28 protein-coding genes are annotated in these 22,430 nt (G+C 57.6%); 16 read left to right on the forward strand and 12 right to left on the reverse strand.

Annotated features, from left to right (window positions below):
• Positions 1 to 100 precede the first annotated feature (100 nt).
• Both cra and AC3WMT_RS06340 read left to right on the forward strand, forming a co-directional pair.
• Positions 101 to 1,096 (forward strand): catabolite repressor/activator, encoded by a 996-nt coding sequence (gene cra, locus AC3WMT_RS06335; protein ID WP_103303171.1) that lies wholly within the window; start codon positions 101 to 103, stop codon positions 1,094 to 1,096.
• 3 nt (positions 1,097 to 1,099) lie between these two features.
• Positions 1,100 to 1,876: a TatD family hydrolase gene (locus AC3WMT_RS06340; RefSeq protein WP_103303172.1), complete on the forward strand. Its 777-nt coding sequence runs from the start codon at positions 1,100 to 1,102 to the stop codon at positions 1,874 to 1,876.
• Here AC3WMT_RS06340 and AC3WMT_RS06345 read toward each other — a convergent pair whose 3' ends face one another.
• From AC3WMT_RS06345 to AC3WMT_RS06365, 5 genes are all read right to left on the reverse strand, one after another.
• Positions 1,877 to 2,266 carry a hypothetical protein gene (locus AC3WMT_RS06345; protein ID WP_103303173.1) on the reverse strand — a complete coding sequence of 130 codons (390 nt, stop codon included), beginning with the start codon at positions 2,264 to 2,266 and terminating at the stop codon, positions 1,877 to 1,879.
• 319 nt (positions 2,267 to 2,585) lie between these two features.
• Positions 2,586 to 4,616 carry a methyl-accepting chemotaxis protein gene (locus tag AC3WMT_RS06350; protein ID WP_103303174.1) on the reverse strand — a complete coding sequence of 677 codons (2,031 nt, stop codon included), beginning with the start codon at positions 4,614 to 4,616 and terminating at the stop codon, positions 2,586 to 2,588.
• Positions 4,617 to 4,915: 299 nt separating this feature from the next.
• Positions 4,916 to 5,755: a regulatory signaling modulator protein AmpE gene (gene ampE, locus AC3WMT_RS06355; protein WP_103303175.1), complete on the reverse strand. Its 840-nt coding sequence runs from the start codon at positions 5,753 to 5,755 to the stop codon at positions 4,916 to 4,918.
• Positions 5,752 to 6,312 (reverse strand): 1,6-anhydro-N-acetylmuramyl-L-alanine amidase AmpD, encoded by a 561-nt coding sequence (gene ampD, locus AC3WMT_RS06360; protein WP_103303176.1) that lies wholly within the window; start codon positions 6,310 to 6,312, stop codon positions 5,752 to 5,754. The genes ampE and ampD overlap by 4 nt, the downstream gene beginning before the upstream one ends.
• 64 nt (positions 6,313 to 6,376) lie before the next feature.
• On the reverse strand, positions 6,377 to 8,563 hold the full coding sequence (locus tag AC3WMT_RS06365; RefSeq protein WP_103303177.1) for a DUF1631 domain-containing protein: 2,187 nt from the start codon (positions 8,561 to 8,563) through the stop codon (positions 6,377 to 6,379).
• A gap of 317 nt (positions 8,564 to 8,880) precedes the next feature.
• Between AC3WMT_RS06365 and nadC the strand changes: the two genes are divergently transcribed.
• Positions 8,881 to 9,729, forward strand: coding sequence for a carboxylating nicotinate-nucleotide diphosphorylase (gene nadC, locus AC3WMT_RS06370; protein WP_103303178.1), 849 nt, complete (start codon positions 8,881 to 8,883; stop codon positions 9,727 to 9,729).
• Between the two features lie 102 nt (positions 9,730 to 9,831).
• On the opposite strand, the gene AC3WMT_RS06375 is transcribed toward nadC, so the two are convergent.
• A complete protein-coding gene (locus tag AC3WMT_RS06375) occupies positions 9,832 to 10,131 on the reverse strand; it encodes a DUF6388 family protein (protein ID WP_103303289.1) in 300 nt (99 codons plus the stop codon).
• Positions 10,132 to 10,407: 276 nt separating this feature from the next.
• Between AC3WMT_RS06375 and AC3WMT_RS06380 the strand changes: the two genes are divergently transcribed.
• Positions 10,408 to 10,911 carry a hypothetical protein gene (locus tag AC3WMT_RS06380; RefSeq protein WP_103303179.1) on the forward strand — a complete coding sequence of 168 codons (504 nt, stop codon included), beginning with the start codon at positions 10,408 to 10,410 and terminating at the stop codon, positions 10,909 to 10,911.
• Between the two features lie 179 nt (positions 10,912 to 11,090).
• Positions 11,091 to 12,296 (forward strand): site-specific integrase, encoded by a 1,206-nt coding sequence (locus AC3WMT_RS06385; RefSeq protein WP_103303180.1) that lies wholly within the window; start codon positions 11,091 to 11,093, stop codon positions 12,294 to 12,296.
• On the opposite strand, the gene AC3WMT_RS06390 is transcribed toward AC3WMT_RS06385, so the two are convergent.
• Positions 12,293 to 12,778: a hypothetical protein gene (locus AC3WMT_RS06390; RefSeq protein WP_103303181.1), complete on the reverse strand. Its 486-nt coding sequence runs from the start codon at positions 12,776 to 12,778 to the stop codon at positions 12,293 to 12,295. The two genes, AC3WMT_RS06385 and AC3WMT_RS06390, sit on opposite strands and share 4 nt — an antisense overlap.
• Before the next feature lie 180 nt (positions 12,779 to 12,958).
• Between AC3WMT_RS06390 and AC3WMT_RS06395 the strand changes: the two genes are divergently transcribed.
• The 3 genes from AC3WMT_RS06395 to AC3WMT_RS06405 all read left to right on the forward strand — a co-directional run bounded on the left by AC3WMT_RS06395 (position 12,959) and on the right by AC3WMT_RS06405 (position 13,978).
• A complete protein-coding gene (locus AC3WMT_RS06395) occupies positions 12,959 to 13,156 on the forward strand; it encodes a helix-turn-helix domain-containing protein (protein ID WP_103303182.1) in 198 nt (65 codons plus the stop codon).
• Positions 13,157 to 13,268: 112 nt separating this feature from the next.
• Positions 13,269 to 13,505 (forward strand): helix-turn-helix domain-containing protein, encoded by a 237-nt coding sequence (locus tag AC3WMT_RS06400; protein WP_103303183.1) that lies wholly within the window; start codon positions 13,269 to 13,271, stop codon positions 13,503 to 13,505.
• 68 nt (positions 13,506 to 13,573) lie between these two features.
• Entirely contained in the window at positions 13,574 to 13,978 is a 405-nt protein-coding gene (locus AC3WMT_RS06405) for a hypothetical protein (RefSeq protein WP_103303184.1), read from the forward strand.
• Between the two features lie 495 nt (positions 13,979 to 14,473).
• On the opposite strand, the gene AC3WMT_RS06410 is transcribed toward AC3WMT_RS06405, so the two are convergent.
• The 4 genes from AC3WMT_RS06410 to AC3WMT_RS06425 form a co-directional block, all read right to left on the reverse strand.
• Positions 14,474 to 14,800 (reverse strand): hypothetical protein, encoded by a 327-nt coding sequence (locus tag AC3WMT_RS06410; RefSeq protein ID WP_103303185.1) that lies wholly within the window; start codon positions 14,798 to 14,800, stop codon positions 14,474 to 14,476.
• Positions 14,797 to 15,042, reverse strand: a complete 246-nt coding sequence (locus AC3WMT_RS06415) for a hypothetical protein (RefSeq protein ID WP_103303186.1) — start codon at positions 15,040 to 15,042, stop codon at positions 14,797 to 14,799. Before AC3WMT_RS06415 ends, AC3WMT_RS06410 begins: the two co-directional genes overlap by 4 nt.
• A complete protein-coding gene (locus tag AC3WMT_RS06420) occupies positions 15,039 to 15,224 on the reverse strand; it encodes a hypothetical protein (RefSeq protein WP_103303187.1) in 186 nt (61 codons plus the stop codon). The genes AC3WMT_RS06415 and AC3WMT_RS06420 overlap by 4 nt, the downstream gene beginning before the upstream one ends.
• 104 nt (positions 15,225 to 15,328) lie before the next feature.
• Positions 15,329 to 15,556 (reverse strand): hypothetical protein, encoded by a 228-nt coding sequence (locus tag AC3WMT_RS06425; RefSeq protein WP_103303188.1) that lies wholly within the window; start codon positions 15,554 to 15,556, stop codon positions 15,329 to 15,331.
• A 235-nt stretch (positions 15,557 to 15,791) separates the two neighbouring features.
• Here AC3WMT_RS06425 and AC3WMT_RS06430 point away from each other — a divergent pair, with 235 nt between their 5' ends.
• Entirely contained in the window at positions 15,792 to 16,454 is a 663-nt protein-coding gene (locus AC3WMT_RS06430; protein ID WP_103303189.1) for a DUF4145 domain-containing protein, read from the forward strand.
• A 202-nt stretch (positions 16,455 to 16,656) separates the two neighbouring features.
• On the opposite strand, the gene AC3WMT_RS06435 is transcribed toward AC3WMT_RS06430, so the two are convergent.
• Entirely contained in the window at positions 16,657 to 16,860 is a 204-nt protein-coding gene (locus AC3WMT_RS06435; RefSeq protein WP_103303190.1) for a hypothetical protein, read from the reverse strand.
• Between the two features lie 238 nt (positions 16,861 to 17,098).
• Between AC3WMT_RS06435 and AC3WMT_RS06440 the strand changes: the two genes are divergently transcribed.
• From AC3WMT_RS06440 to AC3WMT_RS06470, 7 genes are all read left to right on the forward strand, one after another.
• A complete protein-coding gene (locus AC3WMT_RS06440; protein WP_103303290.1) occupies positions 17,099 to 18,109 on the forward strand; it encodes a ParA family protein in 1,011 nt (336 codons plus the stop codon).
• A 160-nt stretch (positions 18,110 to 18,269) separates the two neighbouring features.
• Complete coding sequence (locus AC3WMT_RS06445) at positions 18,270 to 18,728, forward strand: DUF2280 domain-containing protein (RefSeq protein WP_103303191.1); 459 nt, start codon at positions 18,270 to 18,272, stop codon at positions 18,726 to 18,728.
• Between the two features lie 330 nt (positions 18,729 to 19,058).
• Positions 19,059 to 19,874, forward strand: a complete 816-nt coding sequence (locus tag AC3WMT_RS06450; protein ID WP_256583502.1) for a KilA-N domain-containing protein — start codon at positions 19,059 to 19,061, stop codon at positions 19,872 to 19,874.
• Between the two features lie 283 nt (positions 19,875 to 20,157).
• Positions 20,158 to 20,334: a hypothetical protein gene (locus AC3WMT_RS06455; protein ID WP_177431370.1), complete on the forward strand. Its 177-nt coding sequence runs from the start codon at positions 20,158 to 20,160 to the stop codon at positions 20,332 to 20,334.
• Positions 20,335 to 20,360: 26 nt separating this feature from the next.
• The gene (locus AC3WMT_RS06460; RefSeq protein ID WP_103303192.1) at positions 20,361 to 21,194 is read left to right on the forward strand and encodes a hypothetical protein; all 834 of its coding nucleotides are present in this window, start codon (positions 20,361 to 20,363) and stop codon (positions 21,192 to 21,194) included.
• Positions 21,195 to 21,246: 52 nt separating this feature from the next.
• Positions 21,247 to 21,609 carry a hypothetical protein gene (locus tag AC3WMT_RS06465; RefSeq protein ID WP_103303193.1) on the forward strand — a complete coding sequence of 121 codons (363 nt, stop codon included), beginning with the start codon at positions 21,247 to 21,249 and terminating at the stop codon, positions 21,607 to 21,609.
• A gap of 3 nt (positions 21,610 to 21,612) precedes the next feature.
• Positions 21,613 to 22,197, forward strand: coding sequence for a tail assembly protein (locus AC3WMT_RS06470; RefSeq protein WP_103303194.1), 585 nt, complete (start codon positions 21,613 to 21,615; stop codon positions 22,195 to 22,197).
• Positions 22,198 to 22,430: the final 233 nt, after the last annotated feature.

The raw sequence follows: 22,430 nt of genomic DNA on the forward strand, positions 1-22,430 counted from the left end.
CCAACTTGTCGGATGCGCGTAGGCAATAAGTCGTCTGCCCTAATCGGGTAGGATTGGCGAAAATCTCGCGGCATGCTCGAAACAACAAGGAAATCCCGGGTTGAAACTCAGTGATATCGCGCGGTTGGCCGGAGTGTCCGTGACCACCGCCAGCTACGTCATCAACGGCAAGGCCGAACAGCAACGCATCAGCAACGCGACCGTCGAGCGCGTGCGCGCGGTGGTTGATCTGCATGGCTTTACGCCCAATCCACAAGCGGCCGGGCTGCGCAGTCGGCACACGCGCACACTGGGCTTCATTTTGCCGGACCTGGAAAACCCCAGTTACGCGCGGATCGCCAAACTGCTCGAACAAGGCGCGCGGGCACGTGGTTATCAACTGCTGATCGCCAGCTCAGACGATGCGCCGGACAGCGAGCGCCAATTGCTGCAATTGTTCAAAGCGCGCCGCTGCGATGCGCTGATCGTTGCCAGTTGCCTGCCGGCCGGGGATGACAGCTACCGCCAGTTGCAGGCCAAGGGCCTGCCGATCATCGCCATCGACCGGGTCATGGAACCCGAGCATTTTTGCTCGGTGATCAGCGACGACCGCGAGGCCAGCCTGCACCTGACCCAGAGCCTGCTCGATCCGCAGCTCAAGCAGATCGTCCTGCTCGGCGCTCGCCCGGAATTGAGCATCAGCCAGGAACGTGCGGCTGGCTTCAAAGAAGCGCTGGGCGATTTCAAAGGCGAAGTGCTGGTCGAACATGCCGAATCGTTCAGTCGCGAGTGCGGCAAGCAATTGATGGAAGAACTCCTGCAACGTCTGGGGCATTTACCGGATGCGCTGGTGACCACTTCCTACGTGCTGTTGCAGGGCGTGTTCGACGCATTGCATGACTTCCCGCTCAAGTCGAGGCCGCTGCGCCTTGGCACCTTCGGTGACACGCAGTTGCTGGATTTCCTGCCGCTACCGGTCAACGCCATGGCCCAGCAGCACCAGTTGATCGCCGACAAGGCGCTGGAACTGGCGCTGGCCGCCGTCGAGCAATCGGATTACCAGCCTGGCGTGCAAGCCATTGCGCGCACCTTCAAACAACGTATTCACCGGGACTGAAGCGTGGAGCTGATCGACAGCCACACTCACCTGGACTTCCCCGACTTCGACGCCGACCGCGCGGCGTTGCTCGGCGAAAGCCGCGCCCTCGGGGTGCGGCGGATGGTGGTGTTGGGTGTGTATGAGGGTAACTGGCAGCGGGTATGGGATCTGGTGCAGAGCGACGCTGACTTGTACGCAGCGTTCGGTTTGCATCCGGTCTATCTCGATCAGCATCGACCTGAAGACTTGCAGGCCCTCGGCGACTGGCTGACGCGATTGCGCGGTCATCGACAGTTGTGTGCGGTGGGCGAAATCGGTCTGGATTACTTCATCGAAACCCTCGACCGCGAGCGGCAACAGGCGCTGTTCGAAGCGCAGTTGCAACTGGCGGCGGATTTCAATTTGCCGGCGCTGATCCATGTACGGCGCAGTCACGCGGCGGTGATTGCCACGCTCAAGCGCTTCAAGCTCAAACGCGCCGGGATCATCCATGCGTTTGCCGGCAGCCGTGAAGAGGCGCGCGAGTACATCAAACTCGGTTTCAAACTTGGCCTGGGTGGTGCGCCGACCTGGCCGCAGGCGTTGCGCATGCATCGGGTCCTGGCGGATTTGCCGCTGGATTCGATTGTGCTGGAAACCGACTCACCGGACATGGCGCCCGCCATGTTCCCCGGCCAGCGCAACAGCCCCGCGCACCTGCCGGCGATCTGCGCGGCGCTGGCGCAAATCCTGAACGTAAGCCCCGAACAACTGGCCGCCACCAGCACCGCCAACAGCTGCGCGGTGTTTGGCTGGTAGTCAATCGGCGTGAGCCTTGGCAGCCTCGAGAATCAGCGTTATGTGTTGACGTTGGCGCGCATAACGAACGACCACGAAGTACACGAAAATCGTGATCAGCGAGGCGTTCAACTGTTCGGTGACGCTCAGCAGCCCCAGCCATTCCATCACCAGCGCCACCAGCAACGCGGTGCACACCGTCATCGAAGCGCTGAAGCGCAACAACGCCAGTGAATCGAGCGACTTGAAGCGTTTGATCTGCTTGGGACAACGCAGCTCCAAGGCTTGCTGACAGTGCTCGCAGGTGAACGATTCATGGATCGCGATAGCGTTGAGTTGCCAGGGTTTGAGCACCAGCGTCTGCTCGCAATGGGCACAGCGGCCCTGGATTCCCAAGGTTGCAACGGACATGAGTGGCCTCCTCTACGCGATCAGATGAACCGGAATACTGGCTCATTGATGACGGAACGCCAGCGCTGGGAGAAAAACAGGATTCGGCCTACGACTCAAAGTGGAAAAGTATTACAAGAGTTTCTGATAACGCCCTGCCGCTTGCGGAGGGAATCTTTGTGGCGAGGGGATTTATCCCCGATGGGCTGCGCAGCGGCCCCAAAAAATCGACGACATGTTTGATAAATCTCTAACTCAGGCATTGGGGGCGCTTCGCGCCCCATCGGGGATAAATCCCCTCACCATAAAGGCTCATTCCTACAAGGAATTTGTGTAAAGCCTAGACCCGGAACGCGCTGATCAGCTGTTTCAGCTCCACCACCTGCGCCGACAACGCCCGACTGGCGTCTTCGGTCTGGTGTGCGCCTTGCGCCGTGCGTTCACCGGCGCGGTTGATCTCGACGATGTTCTGGTCGATGTCATGGGCCACCGCCGTTTGCTGCTCGACGGCGGCGGCAATCTGCTGGTTCTGGTCGACGATCATGCCTACGGCACCGAGGATGTTTTCCAGTGCCTGCTGGACCTTTTCCGATTGCCCGACCGTGCCGCTGGCCATCTGATGGCTGACGCCCATGGCTTTCACCGCCGCGCCGACGCCGCCATGAAGCTTGGCGATCATCTGTTCGATCTCTTCGGTCGATTGCTGCGTGCGCTTGGCCAGGGTGCGCACTTCATCCGCCACCACCGCAAAACCGCGCCCCTGCTCACCCGCCCGGGCCGCCTCGATCGCGGCGTTGAGCGCCAGCAGATTGGTCTGTTCGGCGATGCTCTTGATCACTTCCAGTACGCGGCTGATCGACTGGCTGTCGCTGGCGAGCTGGTTGATCACCAACACCGACTGATCGATTTCGCTGGCCAGCGCAGCGATGCTGCCCTGCTGCGACTCCACCAGGCCCCGCCCGCTGATGGTCTCGTCATTCACACTGTGGGCACTGCTCACCGCCGCAGCAGCACTGCGCGCCACTTCCAGTGAGGTCGCCGACATCTGATTCATCGCGGTGGCCACTTGCTCGATTTGCGTACGCTGGCCGGCCACCGCCTGATTGCTTTGCGCCGAGACATTTTCAACTTGCCCGGCCTGACGCTCGACTTCGCTGACGGTATGGCCGACCCGTTCGATCAAATCGTGAATCTTCCTCACCGTGCCGTTGAACACCTCGCCCAACTCACCCAATTCATCGCGGCTGTTGGCTTTGAAATTGACCGTCATGTCGCCTGCCGCAACTTTGTCCATCATCGCGCCAAGACGTTTGAGCGTGGTGCGGGTCGAGGCGTAGAAACCGCCGTAGAGATAGAAAATCAGCACGAACACCACCGACAGCGCCGCAGCCTGCAAGACCATGTGCGTGCGGTTCTGCGCCAGTCGTTGCTGCAGTTGAGTGTCGAGGAACTTCAGGGTGGCTTCGTTGAGCTGGTAGGTCTTGTCCATCAGCCCGGTGACCTGATCATAAAACGCCTGCCACGGTGCATCGAGCGTGTCGGCCATCACCACTTGCTCTTCGAACAGTTCGCTGGCCTGTTTCAGCGAGGCCTTGCTGGTGTCGGCCGCAGCGCTGAGGGATTCGCGCGCGGCTTTGCTGGAGCCGAGGGCGTCCTGCAATTTCAGACCGTATTCGGCCTGCAGTTTTTCGATCTGCACCAGCAGCTCATCAAAACGTGTGCTCGACGAACTGTTGAGAAAGCCCTGCCCCAACGAATACGAGCCCATGGCCCGGCCTTCGCCGAGGGTTTGCGTCACCGTCGGCGTAATCAGGGTCACCAGTTCGCTGAGCTGACGAATGTCGCCTTGATTGTCGCGGCTCAGACCGGCCTGACTGGTGATGATCTGACTGAAAATCTGCGCACTGGCGAGCAGCTTGCCGATCAGCGCGCTTTTGCTTTGCAGGGAGTTTTCCGCTTGCTGGGCTTTGAACGCAGCAATCATTTCATCGCGTTTGCCGTCGAACACCTTGATCTGTTCCGGATCGTCGGTCATTGCCACTAACCCTTGCAGACGTGTGAGCACGGCTTGTTCAAGGCTGCTGATCTGCGCTTCGACATTGCCGGCCTTGCCGGACTGGCCGAGGGTGACGTTGATCTGCACCAGATTGTTCAGCGTCTCCAGATCCCGGCGCAGGGTCAGGCTGCTCCCGAGCAGGTCGAGGCTTTGCAGCTCGACGCGGGTGCCCTGGAATTCGCGATAGGAATCGCGCACCAGGTAGAAATTGGTCACCAGCATCGGCACCAGGAACAGCACGCTGATCAGGCTGAACTTCATGCCGAAGCTCAGACGGTTCATCAGCGAGACGGCGGGATAGAGCAAGCTCTTCACTGGAAGTCTCCCTTGGTTTTTCTTGTTTTTATTGGCAGGCGCGCAGAGACAGCAGATAGCCACTATCGGGCGCCATCTCTGTATAGCTCAAATCGGAGGGAGGTTTTGTAACTTAAGGTTAACGACGCAAGGACAACACAAAACCATTGTGGCGAGGGGATTTATCCCCGATGGGGCGCGAAGCGGCCCCAATAACGGAATAGGCGTTGTATCTGATAAATCGTGGAGGATGGTTTTTGGGGCTGCTGCGCAGCCCATCGGGGATAAATTCCCTCACCACAATGAGTTTCACTGAAAGATCAGTGAATCAGAACAGTCCACAAGGCAAACCCGGCATACCACAGCACCGCCGCGCGCAGCAGCAGTTCCCACAGGCAATCCAGAGTGTTGATGCCTTCCGGGCCGACGACCGGCGGCGGGATTTCCCCTGCGACCAATCCGACCTTGTTGATCAGCTGTGCGGCGCTGATGTTCCAGTTCAGCAGCTCATGGAGCATCACGCGACTGACCGCAACGAAGTTGCCGACCAATGCAAAACTCGCCGCCAGCAGGCGCACCGGCAACCAGTCGAACGCATGGCGCAACTGCGCGGCACGTTCGACCAGCGCCGGGTTTTGACCGTGCTCTTCAGCCAGCGCCAGCAAGCGATAGGCCAGCGCCGCCACCGGTCCGAGCACGAAATACCAGAAAATCACCGCAAAGAAACTCTGATAGGCCTGCCACAACAGATGCCCCTGCACCCGATCGAGCAATTGCTCACCGCTGTCGGCGCAGATATTCAGATCACGTTTGGCGACATGCGCCGCTGCTTGCAGATCCTCACGGCGCCAGGCATCGCGAAACGGACCGAGACCGCCCAGCAAATCGCCACGCCCGAGGCTGTAAATCACCACCAGCAAATGCACTGGCAAGGCCAGCAAGCCATAAGCCACCGGCTCCAGCACCACCAGCAACAATCCCAGCAAGGCTACCGGTAGCAGCACCAGAATCGTCAGCACCAGCCATGGCTGTGTCGCCAGTCGCTCGCTGCTTTCGAGTTTGTGCAGTTCGCGGATCCATCCGCCATCGCGTTGAACCCGATGGCGCAGGGCCGAGAACTTCTCGATCCAGACCGCCAGCAGTAACACCAGAAAACTCATTGTCCTTCCTCTTGTGCCAGGGCTGCGCGGTAACGCGCCCAGTCGAATGCCGGGCCAGGATCGGTCTTGCGCCCGGGTGCAATGTCGCTGTGCCCGCAAATGCGCGCGCCGGTGATAGCCGGAAATGCTTTTTGCAACTGGCGTGTCAGCGCCGTCAACGCCTGATACTGCGCGTCGGTGAACGGCAGATCATCGGTGCCTTCGAGCTCGATGCCCACGGAAAAATCGTTACAGGTTTCGCGCCCCTCGAAGACCGACACGCCGGCATGCCACGCCCGTTCAAGACAGGAGACAAACTGGGTGACGCTGCCGTCACGTTCGATCAGAAAATGCGCCGAGACCCGTAGGTCGGCAATCCCTGCAAAGTAGGGATGTTCGGTGACATCCAGACGATTCTGGAAAAATTCCTGCACCTTGCCCGTTGCGAACTGCGCAGGCGGCAGGCTGATGTTGTGGATCACCAACAGGGAAACTTCGCCCGCAGGGCGTTCATTGAAGTTGGGCGATGGGCACACCTGCACCCCGTGACACCACCCGCTAGCGGGATCCAACTGCATACCGATTCCTTCAACGCCGACTGTGTTGGCGCCCAGTATGCCGTGATCGCCCCCCGCCGCGCGATCACTTGGCGCGATTGAGTCGTCGCAGATTGCCCAGCACCGACTCCAGCGCACGGTCGAACAGCAAGGTGTCATCCAGCGCACGCACCGCACCACGCTGGAACTCAAGGGCCAGACCGATACGGCTGCGCTCCCGCACTTTCATCCCGGTGCGGTCGACAAACACGTATTTGCCGGTGGCCTCGATGATCGCCGCCAATTTGCAGCGCAGGGTGTTTTCATCGTCTTCCTGAAACGCAACCCAACTGCCCACACGCAATTGATCGACCTGTTGCAGGCCCGCACCGTCATGCGCCAGACGTGCGGCCCCCGGCGCCATCGCGCCCTCTTCGGCTGCCTGCAATACGATCTGCTGCGACACCTCGATCATTGGCGTTGACGTAGACGCGTCGGCCTGGGTGGACGGCTCCAGCACGCGCACATGCAGCGCTTCCAGTTCACTGAAGAATTCACTGGTCGCAAATGGATCGAATGCCGAACTGCTCAAGCCATCACGCAGCGACTTGAGCAAACCCGGCACCAGCGCCAGCAAACGCATACCGGCGTCCGGGTCGGCATGACGCTGCACACTCCAGACCAATTGTTCCATGGTCTGCACATCGGCCTGCCACTCGGCGGACTGGTCGCCATGCTTGAGGCAGGTCAGCAGCAACACCTTGCTCCAGGCGTCCTGTACAAATGTCACGACTGACGGTGGCAGGACTTTGCCCAACAGCGCCTGATTCAACGCCAGCTCGACCCGCCGCCGCGCCAGCTCGGTTTTCGCCCGCCCCTCTTCGGCATCACGCAGCCGCTGTTCGAGCAATTCGCTGCGGCGACGCTCATCGCTGGTGAAGGCGAGAAAGTCGGCGAGCAGCTCGGAAAAAATCGCCGGGTCATCGACAAAATCGGTGAGCAGGCGCTGCACCACTTGCTCGATGCGCAGATACAGGCTGTCACGCGTCTCGCCGTCGCAGTCGCCCCAGCCCATGGCCGCATCGGCGATTTCATTGAGCAGGCGCCGCGCCGGGTGACTGCTGCGACTAAAGAAACTTTTATCGAGCACCGCGACCTTGAGCATCGGGATCTGCAAGCGGGCGATCAGTGCCTTGAGCGAGTCCGGCACATTGTGATCTTCGAGGATGCAGTCGAAGACCATGGCGATCAGGTTGATCACATCTTCGTCTGTACCACCGACGATTCGTGACTTGCCACTTTTGACGCTGACCCGCGTCAGCAATTGTTCGAGCTGATTGCGCAGATCAAAGTCGTCCTGCGCCGCCAGCGCCGGCACATATTGCTGCAAGTGCGAGAGCAGGCGCAGCAGGTCGCGGGTGGTGATCGGCTGGGCGGCGGCGCTCGTTTCGAGGGTTGGCGCGACACTGCCGCGCACATGCAACAACAACTCCTGCAACGCGGCGAAGACTTCCTGCACACCTTCGTCGGCTGGCGCCGGGTCATCGCTTTCTTCGCGATTGATGGCGACGGCCGCGCGATCAATCGCGCGCCGCGCCGGTGCCGGTTTCAGCTCGGGCAGCACACCGGTGGCGCTGAGCAGTTGATTGGCTTCGGCATACAGTTGCTCAGTGTCGGCCAGCACATAGCGCTCGAACAGTTTGAGCAGGATCAACTTGACCTTGATCTCGACGCCCAGGTTGCGCCCGGCCTGGAGGAAATACTCACAGAGCAGCGCCGGACCGAGTGGATTGTGCTGATCATCAAGCGTACTGCCGAGCAAGGCGCCAAGTCGTGCGGTCAATTGATCGAGGGCGAAGCCATCACGCTTGAGCACGCGGCCGACCATGGTCTCCACCGCCACGTTGCGCTCCATGTCATCGGTGCGTGGAGCCGATTCTTCATACATCAACGGACGCGGCAGCGTGTTGTGAACGGGATCGTATTGTGTGAGGCCGACAAAGGCCTCGAAGAATTGTTCGAGAAAACCGCGCTCGATGTTTTTGCGCTTGAGGCGCAGGTCGCGCATGGCTTCGAAAAAGATGTTCTGTTCGACGTCGTTGCGCGCCCGGTCAGCCATTTCAAACAAAGTGTCGTCGGCGTTATCAAACAGCTCCTGCAAGCCGTGCCGTAACTGTTGAGCGGCCTTGTCGCGAACCTGAAGCAGAATCACAGGCAGGCGGGCGAGTGGCGAGTGATTCGCCTGATCCGTAGCGACCTTGTGCAAAGGCACTACTTTCCCGTCGTTGTGCATCCAAGCCTCCTGGAACGGTGATTCTTCTGATCGACACAAATCCCTGTGAAAGCGGGCTTGCACAGATATCAATGATTCTGGCCATCACAGACGTCAAACCTATGACGTCAAATGCGCGGCGAATTATCTTGTAAAAGTTATCCCATACGCCAGAGGCGTCAGGGTTTCCCCTATGCCCGGCCACCCTCCAATGACCGCGCCTGAAGCACGTTTACTCAAAGAAAATCGACCAGATGCAGTCAAGCACGCGAGTTCTCACCTTGGGTTGGCTCGTGCCATGCCCCTATAATCGAATCACTTTGTTTGTGGAGCCCGTTATGCCGAATCTACGTCTCGCCGATTTGACCGCCGAAATCGAAGCCAACGTGCGCCGTGCGTTGCTCGAAGACATCGGCAGCGGCGACATCACCGCACAATTGATTCCTGCCGAACGTCTGGCCAAAGCCACCATCATCACTCGCGATGCAGCCGTCATCTGCGGCACGGCGTGGGTCGATGCCGTGTTTCGTCAGCTGGATCCGCGGGTCGCGGTGCATTGGCAAGTGGTCGATGGCGAACGGGTCAAACCGAATCAGCCGCTGTTTCATCTGGAAGGGCCGGCCCGCTCACTGCTGACCGGTGAACGCAGCGCGCTGAATTTCCTGCAACTGCTGTCTGGCGTGGCCACGCGCGCGCAGTACCTGGCTGACTTCGTCGGGACGACTCAGGTCAAGCTGCTCGATACCCGTAAAACCCTGCCGGGCCTTCGTCTGGCGCAGAAATACGCGGTGACCTGCGGCGGTTGCCACAACCACCGCATCGGCCTCTACGATGCGTTCCTGATCAAGGAAAACCACATCGCCGCCAGCGGAGGCATCGCCCAGGCCATCGCTGCCGCGCACAAGATCGCGCCGGGCAAACCGGTGGAGGTCGAAGTGGAAAGCCTGGAGGAGCTGAAGGAAGCGCTGGCAGCCGGCGCCGATATCATCATGCTCGACGAGCTGAGCCTGGACGACATGCGCGAAGCCGTTCGCCTCAACGGCGGCAAAGCCAGACTGGAAGCCAGCGGCGGCATCAACGAAAGCACTCTGCTGCCAATCGCCGAGACCGGGGTGGATTACATCTCGATCGGTGCGATGACCAAGGATGTGAAGGCGGTGGATCTGTCGATGCGTCTGAGCCTTTAAACAGCAGCGGCAAGTTTCAAGCTACAAGCTGCAAGCCAAACGGTTCTGCTTTGACTTGTAGCTTGCGGCTTGTAGCTTGCGGCTTGAAGCTTGCAGCTCTCGTCAAACGACGAGATTGTTCATCTCGCAGTACTCTTGCCACTCGACGCCCAACACTTCGGCCGCCTCCTTGTGCAGTACAAGACGCTGAGCCTCGAACTCCTCAGGAGTGCTGGTGTACTTGAGCGTCAGTTCCCACGGCTGCAAGCCCTGGGCTTCGGCTTCGTCCTCGAATGCCCACTGGATCTGGTCTTTCTGATCATCAGGACTCAGGTCCTTGATCTCTTCTTTCAGCTCCGGTACGTCCAGAACGTACTTTTCCAGCGCTAGTTCGTGACGTTGCTCTTGAGTTAATTCGGTCATGGCGTTCTCGCTGATCATAGGAATGGAGGATGGATCTGGATCATCAAGGATCTCTCTGACGCGGATTGACCGGCCTTCGGAACCATTCGGGATCATCTGAAAACTGCTGGGCGATGCTCATGCAGGCACCGAATATAGGACGTTTGCATGACGAATTACACGGCTCTTTACATCTCTCTCACAAAAAGCTGACCTGCGGAACATAAATCCGGATTTTGAGTCATAGCGATGTGCCATGCCGGCACTGACTTTTGCTGTTCACAAGGAAACCCAGTGATGCGCAGCTTTTCGAAGATTTCTTCTGTTGTGTCCGCCACCGCTCTGACCGCCCTGCTGGCCACACTGGCCCTGCCAGCAACTGCAATGGCAATTGAACTGAGTAACAGCAGCCCTTCCTACGGCGATCAGATTACCGCCATACACAACGACTACGGCAAAGAGGTGGTGATCAGAAGCGGAATCGGTGTCGATGAACTGAAGAAGATGCGCGACACCGTTAATGAGCAGTCGCGTCAGATTGAAGAGTTCAAGCGCAGCAGCGGTTCCAGCTCAAGCTCCAGTGGCAGAGAAGTCGAAGATCTGAAGAACAAGGTCAAGGAACAGGACCGCCAGCTCGATACGCTCAGCCGCCAGGTCGAAGACCTCAAGCGCAACAGTGGTTCCAGTTCCAACTCGAACAGCAGCGAGATTTCGAATCTGAAGCAGAAAATAAACGATCAGGATCGGGCGATGGATCAGCTCAAACGCACCGTCGAAGATCTGAGCCGTAAAGTGAAATAAGGGAAGTGGTGCCCGAGACAGGAATCGAACCTGCGACCTTCGCGTTACGAGTGCGTTTTTTGGCCCAATGAATATGGGCCAGGCCCAGCATCGACAGGGATCAAACGTCTGGTTGAGTCCGCCGAAACAGACCCGTATAGTCGTTTTTGCTGTCATCCTGCTGTCACGGACGCTTCGGTATGAAAACCAAGATAACCGCCAAAACCCTCTCGGGCATTCAGCCTCAGGAAAAGCAATTTCGCATACACGACACCGCTCAGCCTGGCCTGTCGATCCGGGTGCTGCCCAGTGGTCACGCCAGCTACATGGTGAGCTGGGGCAGAAACAAGGCCGCCACCCTGGGCCGCGTTGGGATGATGACTCTCGATCAGGCCCGGACCGAGGCCGCGCGCTGGCTCGCAGAAGCGCACGCCCACGGTGCCCCGTTGATCGCCGGCAAGAGCAGTCGCCGGGCTGTGCACACGCTCCAGTCATATCTGGAGAACAGCTATTACCCGTGGCTGGAAACCCATCACAAGGCCCACCAAAAGACGCGGCACGCTATAGAGTACAGTTTCGCCGCGCTGATGGGGAAAGCTCTGTCGGAGATAACGCAGCACGATCTGGAAGCGATGCGGGTGAAGTGGCTCGCGGCCGGTCTGAAGGATGCCACGGCAAATAGGAAACTGGCCGCCCTGCGCGGAGCCATTTCCAAGGCTGTCGAGTGGGGGATGCTTGAGCAGCACCCGATGACGAAGCTCAAGCCGATGAGGCTCGACACTCGGGGGCGGGTTCGATTCCTGTCAGCGGAGGAGGAACAGCGCTTGCGCCAGGCACTGGATGATCGAGAAGAGCGAATCAGGGCCGAGCGTGACAGCGCAAACAAATGGCGCGCCGAGCGGAGAAAGGAAGCGCTGCCAGACTTGAGAGAGAGGGCGTTCGCCGATCACCTGAAACCCATGGCCATCGTCAGCATAAACACCGGCCTTCGTCGCGGTGAGCTCTTCAATTTGGTCTGGCCCGACATCGACCTGCAGCAAAAGACACTGACCGTCGCCGGCGAGGGGGCGAAGTCCGACCAGACGAGGCACATTCCGCTGAATAAAGAGGCTCTCGCGGTGGTGAAGGCTTGGAAGGATCAATCAAGCGGCGAAAGGGTCTTTCCCAGCAAAACCGGTGGCGTCATGGATAACGTCAAAAAGTCTTGGGATGGCGTCCTGAAGGCAGCCGGCGTAAGTGGTTTCCGCTGGCACGATCTGCGCCACACCTTCGCGTCGAAACTGGCCATGAAGGGCGTGCCACTCAACACGATCCGGGATCTGCTGGGGCACGCCGACCTCAAGATGACACTTCGCTATGCCCACCTTGCCCCTGACAGCAAGGCGGCGGCGGTCGAACTGATCTAGAAGGGTATGAGATCAGCTTCGCTTAGCGGAACGATAGTCGAACTGCCCTTGTGGCGATCGACGTGCTGCAGAATGGTTTCCCAGTTGTCCGTAACCAAGAACACTGTCAGCTCGCCGGTCTCTGGGTTGTAGCCCCCGCTTTTATTCCTATGCCAGAAATAGCCGGTAGCCTTAATCGTTTCCCAAATTCTCAGTTCGTCGTAAGTCAGGGCTTCTGGCATATGACGGGCCAATTTTATGAGCCTTACAGACTCATCCGTGGACCACACTTTATCCAGTACGGATGACAGAGATTCGCCGCCGGTGTCGAGCTGCTGGTTCGTGATGGCCTGTGATATTGCCCACTCGATCACTGCGGTTAATGAGCGCTTCTGTAGGCGCCCCATAATATCGAGCGCAAATTTAATTTTCGGATCAATCCGGATTCCGACACTCACTGTCGTACTGGTCTCGCCAGTGCGCTTGCTCGTCTTCGTGGCCATACCATTCCATCTGCTCTGATGCGGTCAGCCCAACTGACCTACACCCATAGCTTGCTCGACTCGCATTCTCTCGTCAATCCGGTTGCGTGCAGATACGTTTAGCAATTGCTTGCACGTTTAGAAAATGAAGATATAGACTAGCAACCACTGGCACCAAATCAGCAGCCAGAGGAGAAGAGAATGCAAGCCGCTATTGCCACACCAATTTCAGTAAGTGTTGAAGAGGCGGCCCGCCTGGTTGGGCACTCGCGCTCGGGGATCTACGAAGTTATCGCTCAGGGCGAATTGAAGGCTTTCAAGCTCGGGAAGCGCCGCCTGATCTTGATGACAGAGCTGAGAGCGTGGATTGAGCGCGCCGCAAGTGAGGGCTCGCGGTGAGTCGCATGGATGGGAATAAATGGCGCACGGAAGCGGGAGAGATAGCCCAGGCGGTGCGGGAACACCGCCTTGGCGAAAACACACTGGATAGCACCAACGTGAAGGGCAAACTATGACACGTCATTCTTCGGTCGAGCAAGACCGCAAAATGATCGAGGCGCTAAGAAACGGCCCGATCTCCTCAGTCGAAGCGGCTCAAATGCTCGACATCGTTCAGCCACCAAGCACCATTCGGCGCCTCAGGAAAAAGGGGCACGAAATCCGCACCTACTGGACACATCAGTCGACCGAGCCGGGTCGACCTCCGCACCGGGTCGCCAAGTACATCCTCATGCGCGAAGCGTCGTAAACCAGAGTTCGCATGGGGGTCTCCTCAGTTTTGAGGACACCCCCGTGCGCCTGCCTGTGAGCCGCTGAATGGCCAGAAAGACAAAATACAAGGTCGACTTTGGCGGCGGTCGAGTGCTGGCCCTGCCCTATCGACTGCTGATCAGTGATGCCTTCGACAACCTGTCGACTAAGGCAGTCACGGTGCTGATCAAGCTGGCCAGGAACTACAACGGCCGCAACAACGGCGACCTTTCTTGCACTGCCTCGATGATGGCAAAGGGGAAACCCATGGACGCTAAAACGCTTGCCTCAGCCCTCTCTGAGCTGATGAATGCGGGACTGATCATTCGCACCAGAGAAAGCCGGAAGGGTGGTAGGGAGCAAGGAATGGCGCGCTGTGCGCTGTATGCGATCACCTGGGCCGCAATTGATGAATGCCCCGGGAAAGACCTGGAAATATCTCCCGGTCCGCCGCGCTTCAAGTTCATCTGAAATTCAAGTTTTTCGGTGGGAATTTTTCCGCGTAGTACTGGGATTTTTTCCCAGTCATCACGTCTTCATTGTCCGGTTGCGTCCCGTTAGTTTTCTTGATCGGTCGAGTACTGGGATTTTTTCCTACTACCTCTCAATAAAACCGGGGCCTCCGGAGGAGTACGTAAACGGAAAAAATCCCACCCTTATTAAATTACCACCACCAGGGGTTAATAGATGGGACCTAAGACTTACAAACAGGCCCGCTGCAGCCATCAGCAAGCAGGCAAATGCAAGCGAGCTGGAGGCTTCACTTTTCTCATTGTCGAGTTCCTGCCTTGGACGCAGATCGGGATGTGTCGCCCATGTGCGGAAGAGGTACGGAAGGATCTGATCTATCAAGTCGAGAAAGGAAAAGGCCGGTAGTTGACGATCTGACTCGGGTCGCTCCCACAGCAAAAGGCACCACCCCGTTGCAGGGTAGTGCCGTCGATACAACGAAAGTTTCGTAGTTGCTCAGTCTATCTCCGCGGGGGTGAATGGCTGAGCACCATCACGCAGCGCACGAATCCCGACCATCGCCGCCAGGGCTACGCGCTCAATAAAGCCAAGTTCAAGGCAGGTATAACGTCCGCCCATCCCGGACAGGGCGAACCGGATCGCGTCGAACGCTTCAGTTTCGTCATGAGTCGCCAGGTCGCGTACTTCGCACTCGAAGAAGTTGATACCCTTCTGCCAATCAGCCGCCACGCCGGGATTGTTCCGTGGCCAGTTGATCAACCGCCCGTCAACGTCTCGCACCGTGAAACTCAGATCGTCCCGCGATTTGATATCGGCGCTCATTTAGACACCTCCGCGGCATCCAGCGCTTTCTGCATCTGTTCAACTTCGCTGTCGACGTAGTTCGCCCAGTCGTAGCCAAGGAAGCTGCCGAGGCTGGCCAGCTCTTCGATGTCGTGCGACTTGCCGTGTTTCAGGTCCTTCGTGATCGCGTTGAACAGCACCCGCATATTGCTGATGCGTTCGTGTGTGGCGCGCAGCAGTTCAAGGGCTTCGTCGGCGATGCGAGCGGTTTGCTGGCTCATTGCGCACCTCCTACGCAGATCCCGCGAAACGGAGCGGCGCCTGGCAGAACCCTTACGCTTATGTCGCCGAGGATCTTCAGTGGTGCCAACTGGGCCAGCTTGATGTTGGCCGGCAGGACCATCGTGGTGATGACCTGGCCGTGCGCGTCCAAAATTTGGATGGTATTCTGTCTAAATTGCATGACGTTCACCTTCAAGAGTCGTCGTGTGATCGCCGGGCCGCTGTTGACGCAGCGGCCTGGCACCTCTTCTCTGATGGCTCAAATTTGAGCCATCACCTCAACCGTTATTGCTTACCCTTCTCGCTGATCCATCCTGCCGCCCAGCTCATTGGGTCTTTCGTTCCCATCGGCTTGAGTGGCTTGCCATCCCGAGCTGCCTGCCTGCCCTCCTCCTCTGTTTCACCGTGAATCCATACGGTTGTTTGCCTAAAACCAGCTTCGCGCTGACGCTCTTTGTAGATCCTCTGGCGATCGGCCGCAGATAGCGGACCTTTCGATTCCTCGTTCTTCACAACAACCTCCGTTAGCAGTCACGATAGACCAATAATGCATCATCGTTAGCAGTCACGCAACAGGAGGGGTGAAAAATAATTGCAGCCCTGAGAGGAGCGGACTTTTGATCACATGGAGATTGGTGATTTGGGGATTGGCGAACTCTTGGGTATTTCTCGATGGTAAATGCCAAGGTCGCAAGCTGAGGCTAGTATCTGTCCGGGGGATCGCCCCCTCTTGGAGAAGGAATTCAAAATGACGAAGCTTTTTGAGAAACGGTTCGCTGAGCTCGAGGCGCAACTCGAAGCGATCGAGGGTACGAAAAAAATGGAACAAAGCGCGATGACCGGGTCACCATATCCGCACATCAAGGCCGACCTAATCCTTAACTGGGCTGTAAAAGCGAAGTCCCTCTTGTCTAATACGTGCGGCGAAAAATCCCATCACCTGACAGCTTTCCTTGAAGCAGAGAAGCCGCGCTCCTACTCGAATAACTTTGAAACGCTTCAACGCATTAAGGCCGTCTTCCTAGCAGCCAAAGAAGACTATGAAGGCGGATACCTCAACACAGTGCGCAATCTAGTTCAGGCGGAAGTGTTTGGAAGCGAGCTTGAGCAGGCCTGCGAGCTGCTTACCTCAGGGTATGCATCGGCAGCCGCGGTGATCGCCGGGGTTGTGCTTGAAACAACTGTGCGCAACCTGTGCACTGACCATGGCCTTGATCATGGGAAACTCGATAGGATGAATGCTGATCTGGCGAAAGCAGGCGTCTATAACTCTCTCCAACAGAAGCGCATCACCGCAATGGCTGGAATTCGGAACGCGGCAGCACATGGAGAAGCAGACAAATTCAACGAAGGAGATGTCAAAGGCATGATCGATGATGTTGAACGCTTCCTCGCTTCGACCTTGCAATGAGAGCCCTGTGAAGAGATGCACGGACTTTTGCTCACATCTGGATTAGAGATCTGAAAGTGGGAATTCCCGCTTTGCTCTTATCTGCCGGGCTTGCCGACACTTTCGCGTGAAGGTCGTAAAAGGCTGGGAGGTTTACTCCAATGGCGGAAACCTCGATACGCCACCAATGGTAGAACACCAAGACTTCCACCAGCGGTGGGAGTTACAGCCGCATCTGCCTGATCACCTGGCGCGGATCGGCGCCGGCGGCGATGGCTGAGGTAGCGTCCCTGGTGAGCTGATCCAGTCCCTGCTGCTCGAAAGCATCGGCGAGCGATGCGGCTTTGCGCACGATGAGCAGGGCCAACTCGGGCGGGAATTTGGTCTTTGCGGGGTCAGGCAGGTAGTCGCAATTGATCATCGACATATAGGCTCCGGGAGATGTCCTCAGATTTGAGTGCATCTCCCAAACTAGGGATAACCCCTACGAGTTCTCGCTCATACAGTGAATTATCGCGACGCGTGACGTTTTGGTCTCACTGAGATGGTTTGATCTCGCTCGGATGATTGAAATCTGCAATAACCACCTTGATAGGGCTAGAAGCACAAGCCGCAGGTCATGCTAGCCTTGGTGGCTTCATATGCGTCTTGATCGGGGACAGCTAGTGCAAATCATCAGTATTTTCAACAACAAAGGCGGGGTCGGAAAAACGACCTACATCTATCACATCGCTCACTTGCTTGAGCGTGCTGATCAGACAGTTTTGCTCGTCGATCTGGACAGCCAGTGCAACCTTTCGTCCTATTGCCTCTCCGATCAGGAGCTTGAACGAAGCTGGAGATCTGAGAGGGGAAACAGCATTTGGAACGCTATTGAGCGCGTTTCTGTGGGTATGGGTGATATCAGAGAGCGCCGACCTACCCGCCTGATCAAGCAGCACGCATTAGGTGAATACGAGAACCTCTACCTCGTCCCTGGTGATGTGATGTTGAGCTCTTACGAGGATCGGCTTGGAGATACATGGGCAGCGGCTCGCGGTGGCGATCCTATGGCGCTTCGGGTCCAATCGGCTATCTATCGATACATCCTCTGGTGTGCGGAGACCATTCAGGCAGATGTGGTGCTGCTTGACCTAGGCCCCAACCTCGGCTCGCTGAATCGCGCTGTTTTGGCTGCTAGCGATTACTTCATCACTCCCGTGTCGCCCGACCTTTTCTCGATACGAGGAACTGAAAACCTGGGAAGTAAGCTCAATACATGGCGCACCGGATGGGATCAGTGCAACTCTTACTCCGACTTCATAGATTTCCAATTGCCAGCGGGCAGGCCCTGTTTTCTCGGATACGTCAAGCAGCAGCATAATGTTCGAGATAACGATGCTGGCATGACAAGGGGCTGGAACCTGTTCGGAGAGCAGATTGAGGGTGCAGTGCGCGAGAATATCGTGTCCCGATTAGAACCGTTGGGGCAGGTATTTCACTGGGGCGATGGCCTGTTTGACTTGGGTGGGATACCCAATCTTCATAGCCTTGTCCCATATTCTCAAGAAGCAAGAAAGCCAATCTTTGACCTGCGAAGTGCGGACGGGCTCACCGGAGCTCACATATCTCGCGCGCGTAATTCAGCAGAGTATTTTGAACCGATGGTCGATGTCCTGTTGCAGGTCCTCGATTGATCTCCGATTTCATCTAGGAGTGAAGACCGGACCATTCCTGCGCACGCTGAGATAGATCAATTCATTCCCGCCGGATCTGATCGCCTTTCACGGTTGCGCCACTTCTCGCTCTGGGCGAGCATGGCGCAATTCTTGACAGACTCTAGACAGATTCAAGCCCATGGCCGCGCTCAACAACGAAATCAAATCCTTCATCGTCCAGGCGCTGGCCTGTTTCGACTCACCATCCCAAGTCGCCGTCGCCGTCAGAGAGCGTTTCGGGGTCGTAGTGTCACGTCAGCAGGTCGAGACCCACGATCCGACACGCAAGAGCAGCAAAGGACTGGCCAAGCGCTGGGTGACGCTGTTTAACGACACGCGCGACGGCTTCCGGAACGAGATGGTGAAGGAACCGATCGCGAACCGGGCTGTTCGACTACGCGCGTTGGGGAGAATGCTCGAGGAGGCCGAAGCGAGCGGCAACCTGGTGCTGGCCATGAAGCTGCTGGAGCAGGCCGCCCGGGAATGCGGCGACATGAACACCAATCGCCGGGCAAAGGCCGAGGGAGAGCCGATGGTGCCGGCCGCGCCGGTGGGTGTGGATTTCTCATTCGCAGGTTCCGCCGCGCTCAAGCCGTGATCCAGATCGGCACCGGGTAACGCGGCCATCGTTCCCTCACCGCTAACACAGCCTGATAGCAGGCCGGAGCAGGCCCGGCGATGTTCGCCCAGCGGGGGAAGATGCATCCAAAACTGGACGCACCAAGTACGCGACACGTTTTCAGATACAGCAAAACGTGTCGCGACACCTGCCCTACCGTAATGGGAAGTCAGGTGACTCAGGAACCAACCGTCAATGCACTGCAGCTTTGCGCATGGGTTAATCGCACGGAATTTTTGTTTGTATTGAGCGAGACAACGTATGCCTCCAAAGCCTAATGGCAGCACGCCACCAGAGGAGGTATAAGGGTTGATCTCCCGCTACGCCCGTGGTGGGGTATCACTTGAGCTCTACGGGGAAATCGAAATGGTCCAGATGGATTTGCCAGTAATTCCGCACGAAATGGAAGGAAACCTAATTCACCAACGCGCCGTGGATGGATACATCAACGCGACTGCCATGTGTCAGGCGGCAGATAAAAAATTTAGCCATTACCACGCAACCAAAACGAATAGCGATTTTCTTGAGGCTTTGTCGAGATCTCTAAAACTGCCAATCGCCGTGCTGGTTCAGTCAGTGAAAGGCGGTAACTATCAAGGGACCTGGGTGCACCCGCAGGTTGCGCTCCACTTAGCGCAGTGGCTATCAGCAGATTTTGCAGTTCAGGTTACAGCCTGGATTGCAGAATGGATGGCAGGCGGTGTTTCGCCCAAAAATGCCGCGCGAATTCCTGTCCACCTTCAAAGGTACATCGCGAACAGAGCGAAAATCCCTCATACGCATTTCTCGATGCTGAATGAAATTGTCTTAGCTCTCATCGCACCATTGGAAGCCGACGGCTACGTTTTGCCGGAAAATATGATTCCTGACATCTCCAGCGGGAAAATGTTTTCTGGGTGGTTGAGGAAAGAAAAAGGGATTGAGCCAAAGAACTTCCCGAGCTATCAGCACCAATATCTCGACGGGCGAATTGTAGATGCGAGACTTTACCCAATAGAGCTTTTAGGGGAATTCCGGCTTTATTTTTACGGAACCTGGATTCCGAAACGTTGCCACGCCTACTTCCAAGAGAAGGATCCAGTGGCACTACAATATCTCCCGGCGCTGCTGGAAAAGTTGGCGTAACTCATTGATTTTAAGCCGATGCCGGAATACCGGCATCGGTCGACGCTACCACCTCGCTTCAAATCTCACCGCCAGTTGCCGCTGGGTCCCGTATCAATTTGGATCAATACCAGTTAGTGCAACAAAAATCCCCCCTTCTCGACCGACAAAACCAATTATTTCAGTCCCATTCCGTCCCGTTCCGTGTATCACCTGAGGTGCACCCTAAAAGCACTGGATATGCGGCCAGATACTGCCTAATGTGAGCTTTGCAAGGCTTTCAACTGCTCACAGAGGATTGATCATGTCAGTCACCGCCAGCACCACTAAATCCCGTGGCCCACAAGCCAAACCGACCCGCGCCGAAATCAATGCCGCGTGGGGCCGCCTGCGTTCGGCCGCCGAACAAGGAAGCGTTCAGGCAAGCGCTCTGCTGATCGCGCTTGTTGAGAACCGCCCGCTTCACGTCGACGCCGCCTGATCGATCCACAATTCAAAGGTAACCTAATGAAAATCGGCAAACGCTCCGTCCTCAAGGTTGGCTTGGCCAACCTGCACTATTCCGAATACGACCACGCTCATATCGAAAGCCGAACGTTTGGCATCCAGCGCCCAGACGGCACCAAGGGCACCTGGCAAGCAGGTGGCCTGCTCAAGTCGGTCCGCCACCTGCAGGGGCTCGCCCTTGAGACTTTCAAGGATATCGGCGAGGAAATTCTCTCAGTCCGCAATAACAAGGATCTGAACGCCGCCGCAGTCGAGCGAATGAGCAAGGAGCAGATTGACGACATCGCTCCAACGCTCATGCCGGCCATGGAAAAAGTGGCCAAGGATATGCTCGCACTTGCTCAAACTGTCGCGGAGGGTTTTGCACCAGTTACACCTCGCGCCAGCTCTGATGTAGTTGGCTTTCTCGCCGACCAGGAGCTTCGGGCAATCGTGCGAGGGCTGAGTCCTGAAGAGCGCCGGACGTTGATCGCCGAGGCGCGCGCCGGTAGCCATCCCGACATCGTAGAGGCGGTGCTCCGCGCCAACCCCATGCTTTCCGGGCTCTCTACAGAAGTTGCCGAGAGCTTATCGCGCGCTGGCATTGCCGCATCGCGCGCCGAGGACATCGAGGAGCTCAAGCAAATGCTCGCGGTCTACGACGATGTGCTGGCTACCGCTTCCAACGCCGGCGTCGCGCTCAGTGGGATGGTTGCAAATTCGAACGGATACACGGGTCGATTTGAGAAATGGAAATCCGGTTGCGAAGGCTCGATCGCGCTTCGTGGATGGCTCGCCAAGATGCCAACACGTCCTGCCACCAAAGCAGCCCCAGACGAATCCGAAGCCGCCTAAGCAGACCGGCGTGCGGCCGCGACTACGCGGTCCCCATTCAAGGAGCAGCACCTTGAGCAACTACCAAGAGCGCTTCGCCAAAGCCTGCAAGACAACGTACTTTTCGCCCTACTCGCTGAAACAAGGCCCCGACTCTGGTTATGTCGTGTGGGACGTCCAGCACGTCCGCGACGGCCAAAAAGTGACCATCGACGGGCCGTTCTTCACCGAGGACGAAGCCCGAGTGTCGGCCGATCTTCTGCGCGGCACCTTCTGGGGCGCAAGGGCCTACCAGGGGATTTACGACCGGATCTGGAACTATGACCCGCGTCACGAACAGGTGACGGTCGACCAGGCGCGTATGTCGCGCTCGCTGCTCGCCATCCGACTGGGCGTTTCGGCGCCCAACAACAGCGCCGTAGGCGCCAAGGAGTAAACCATGGCAATGGCCACCAACTACGGCACCAAGACCCGAATCCTGCTGGGCGGCTCAGCCGGCAAGCTGTTCGGGCGTGAACACATTTACGAGCTTTCCACCGGCGACACGCGGGAAGCCGTGAAGGCGATCGACGTCAACCATCCTGGGTTTGCGAAGTACCTCGCTGACGCAAAAATGAAGGGCCTGGAGTTCGCGGTTTTCCGCAACCGAAAGAACATCGGCGAACAGGAGCTGAAGATGGGCGGAGCAAAGGAGATCCGCATCGTGCCGGTGATCGCCGGCAGCAAGCGAGCCGGCCTGCTGCAAACAATCCTCGGTGTCGCCCTAATCGTCATGAGCCCTTTCACGAATGGCGCAACGTTGGCGCCGGGTATCGCCCTGGCAGCCGGCGGTGTGATCCAGATGCTCAGCCCGCAGGCAACCGGGCTCAAGCAAAGCACCTCCCCCGAAAACGCCCCGTCCTATGCCTTCGGCAGCGCCAGGAACACCACGGCCAGCGGCAACCCGGTGCCGATCTGTATCGGCCATCGTCGGTGGGGCGGGATGATCATCTCGGCGTCGATCTACGCCGAAGACAAGATCTAGTCGACCTGGTGTAAAGTCAGCCCTCCAAACAATGAGGACGAATCATGCACAGGATTTTGCCAGCGGCTGCCGCTATCGCGTTGATCGCTGGGTGCTCAAGCACCCCCGTGGATTCTGGCTCAGCAAAGCGAGTACCAGCCGATCGCATTTACGCTTATCAGACTGAGACGTCCGATGGCGCGACGCTCGTAGTCAGCCGTGATAATGGATTTTGGGCCTCGGGCGGGTGTTTC

The organism is Pseudomonas sp. FW305-7 (assembly GCF_058786735.1).

Bases quoted from the DNA above. Each gene is read 5' to 3' on its own strand.
- AC3WMT_RS06345 (WP_103303173.1), bottom strand. From the start codon at position 2,266: ATGTCCGTTGCAACCTTGGGAATCCAGGGCCGCTGTGCCCATTGCGAG.
- ampE (WP_103303175.1), bottom strand. From the start codon at position 5,755: ATGAGTTTTCTGGTGTTACTGCTGGCGGTCTGGATCGAGAAGTTCTCG.
- ampD (WP_103303176.1), bottom strand. From the start codon at position 6,312: ATGCAGTTGGATCCCGCTAGCGGGTGGTGTCACGGGGTGCAGGTGTGC.
- AC3WMT_RS06365 (WP_103303177.1), bottom strand. From the start codon at position 8,563: ATGCACAACGACGGGAAAGTAGTGCCTTTGCACAAGGTCGCTACGGAT.
- nadC (WP_103303178.1), top strand. From the start codon at position 8,881: ATGCCGAATCTACGTCTCGCCGATTTGACCGCCGAAATCGAAGCCAAC.
- AC3WMT_RS06375 (WP_103303289.1), bottom strand. From the start codon at position 10,131: ATGACCGAATTAACTCAAGAGCAACGTCACGAACTAGCGCTGGAAAAG.
- AC3WMT_RS06380 (WP_103303179.1), top strand. From the start codon at position 10,408: ATGCGCAGCTTTTCGAAGATTTCTTCTGTTGTGTCCGCCACCGCTCTG.
- AC3WMT_RS06385 (WP_103303180.1), top strand. From the start codon at position 11,091: ATGAAAACCAAGATAACCGCCAAAACCCTCTCGGGCATTCAGCCTCAG.
- AC3WMT_RS06390 (WP_103303181.1), bottom strand. From the start codon at position 12,778: ATGGCCACGAAGACGAGCAAGCGCACTGGCGAGACCAGTACGACAGTG.
- AC3WMT_RS06395 (WP_103303182.1), top strand. From the start codon at position 12,959: ATGCAAGCCGCTATTGCCACACCAATTTCAGTAAGTGTTGAAGAGGCG.
- AC3WMT_RS06400 (WP_103303183.1), top strand. From the start codon at position 13,269: ATGACACGTCATTCTTCGGTCGAGCAAGACCGCAAAATGATCGAGGCG.
- AC3WMT_RS06405 (WP_103303184.1), top strand. From the start codon at position 13,574: ATGGCCAGAAAGACAAAATACAAGGTCGACTTTGGCGGCGGTCGAGTG.
- AC3WMT_RS06410 (WP_103303185.1), bottom strand. From the start codon at position 14,800: ATGAGCGCCGATATCAAATCGCGGGACGATCTGAGTTTCACGGTGCGA.
- AC3WMT_RS06415 (WP_103303186.1), bottom strand. From the start codon at position 15,042: ATGAGCCAGCAAACCGCTCGCATCGCCGACGAAGCCCTTGAACTGCTG.
- AC3WMT_RS06420 (WP_103303187.1), bottom strand. From the start codon at position 15,224: ATGCAATTTAGACAGAATACCATCCAAATTTTGGACGCGCACGGCCAG.
- AC3WMT_RS06430 (WP_103303189.1), top strand. From the start codon at position 15,792: ATGACGAAGCTTTTTGAGAAACGGTTCGCTGAGCTCGAGGCGCAACTC.
- AC3WMT_RS06435 (WP_103303190.1), bottom strand. From the start codon at position 16,860: ATGTCGATGATCAATTGCGACTACCTGCCTGACCCCGCAAAGACCAAA.
- AC3WMT_RS06445 (WP_103303191.1), top strand. From the start codon at position 18,270: ATGGCCGCGCTCAACAACGAAATCAAATCCTTCATCGTCCAGGCGCTG.
- AC3WMT_RS06455 (WP_177431370.1), top strand. From the start codon at position 20,158: ATGTCAGTCACCGCCAGCACCACTAAATCCCGTGGCCCACAAGCCAAA.
- AC3WMT_RS06460 (WP_103303192.1), top strand. From the start codon at position 20,361: ATGAAAATCGGCAAACGCTCCGTCCTCAAGGTTGGCTTGGCCAACCTG.
- AC3WMT_RS06470 (WP_103303194.1), top strand. From the start codon at position 21,613: ATGGCAATGGCCACCAACTACGGCACCAAGACCCGAATCCTGCTGGGC.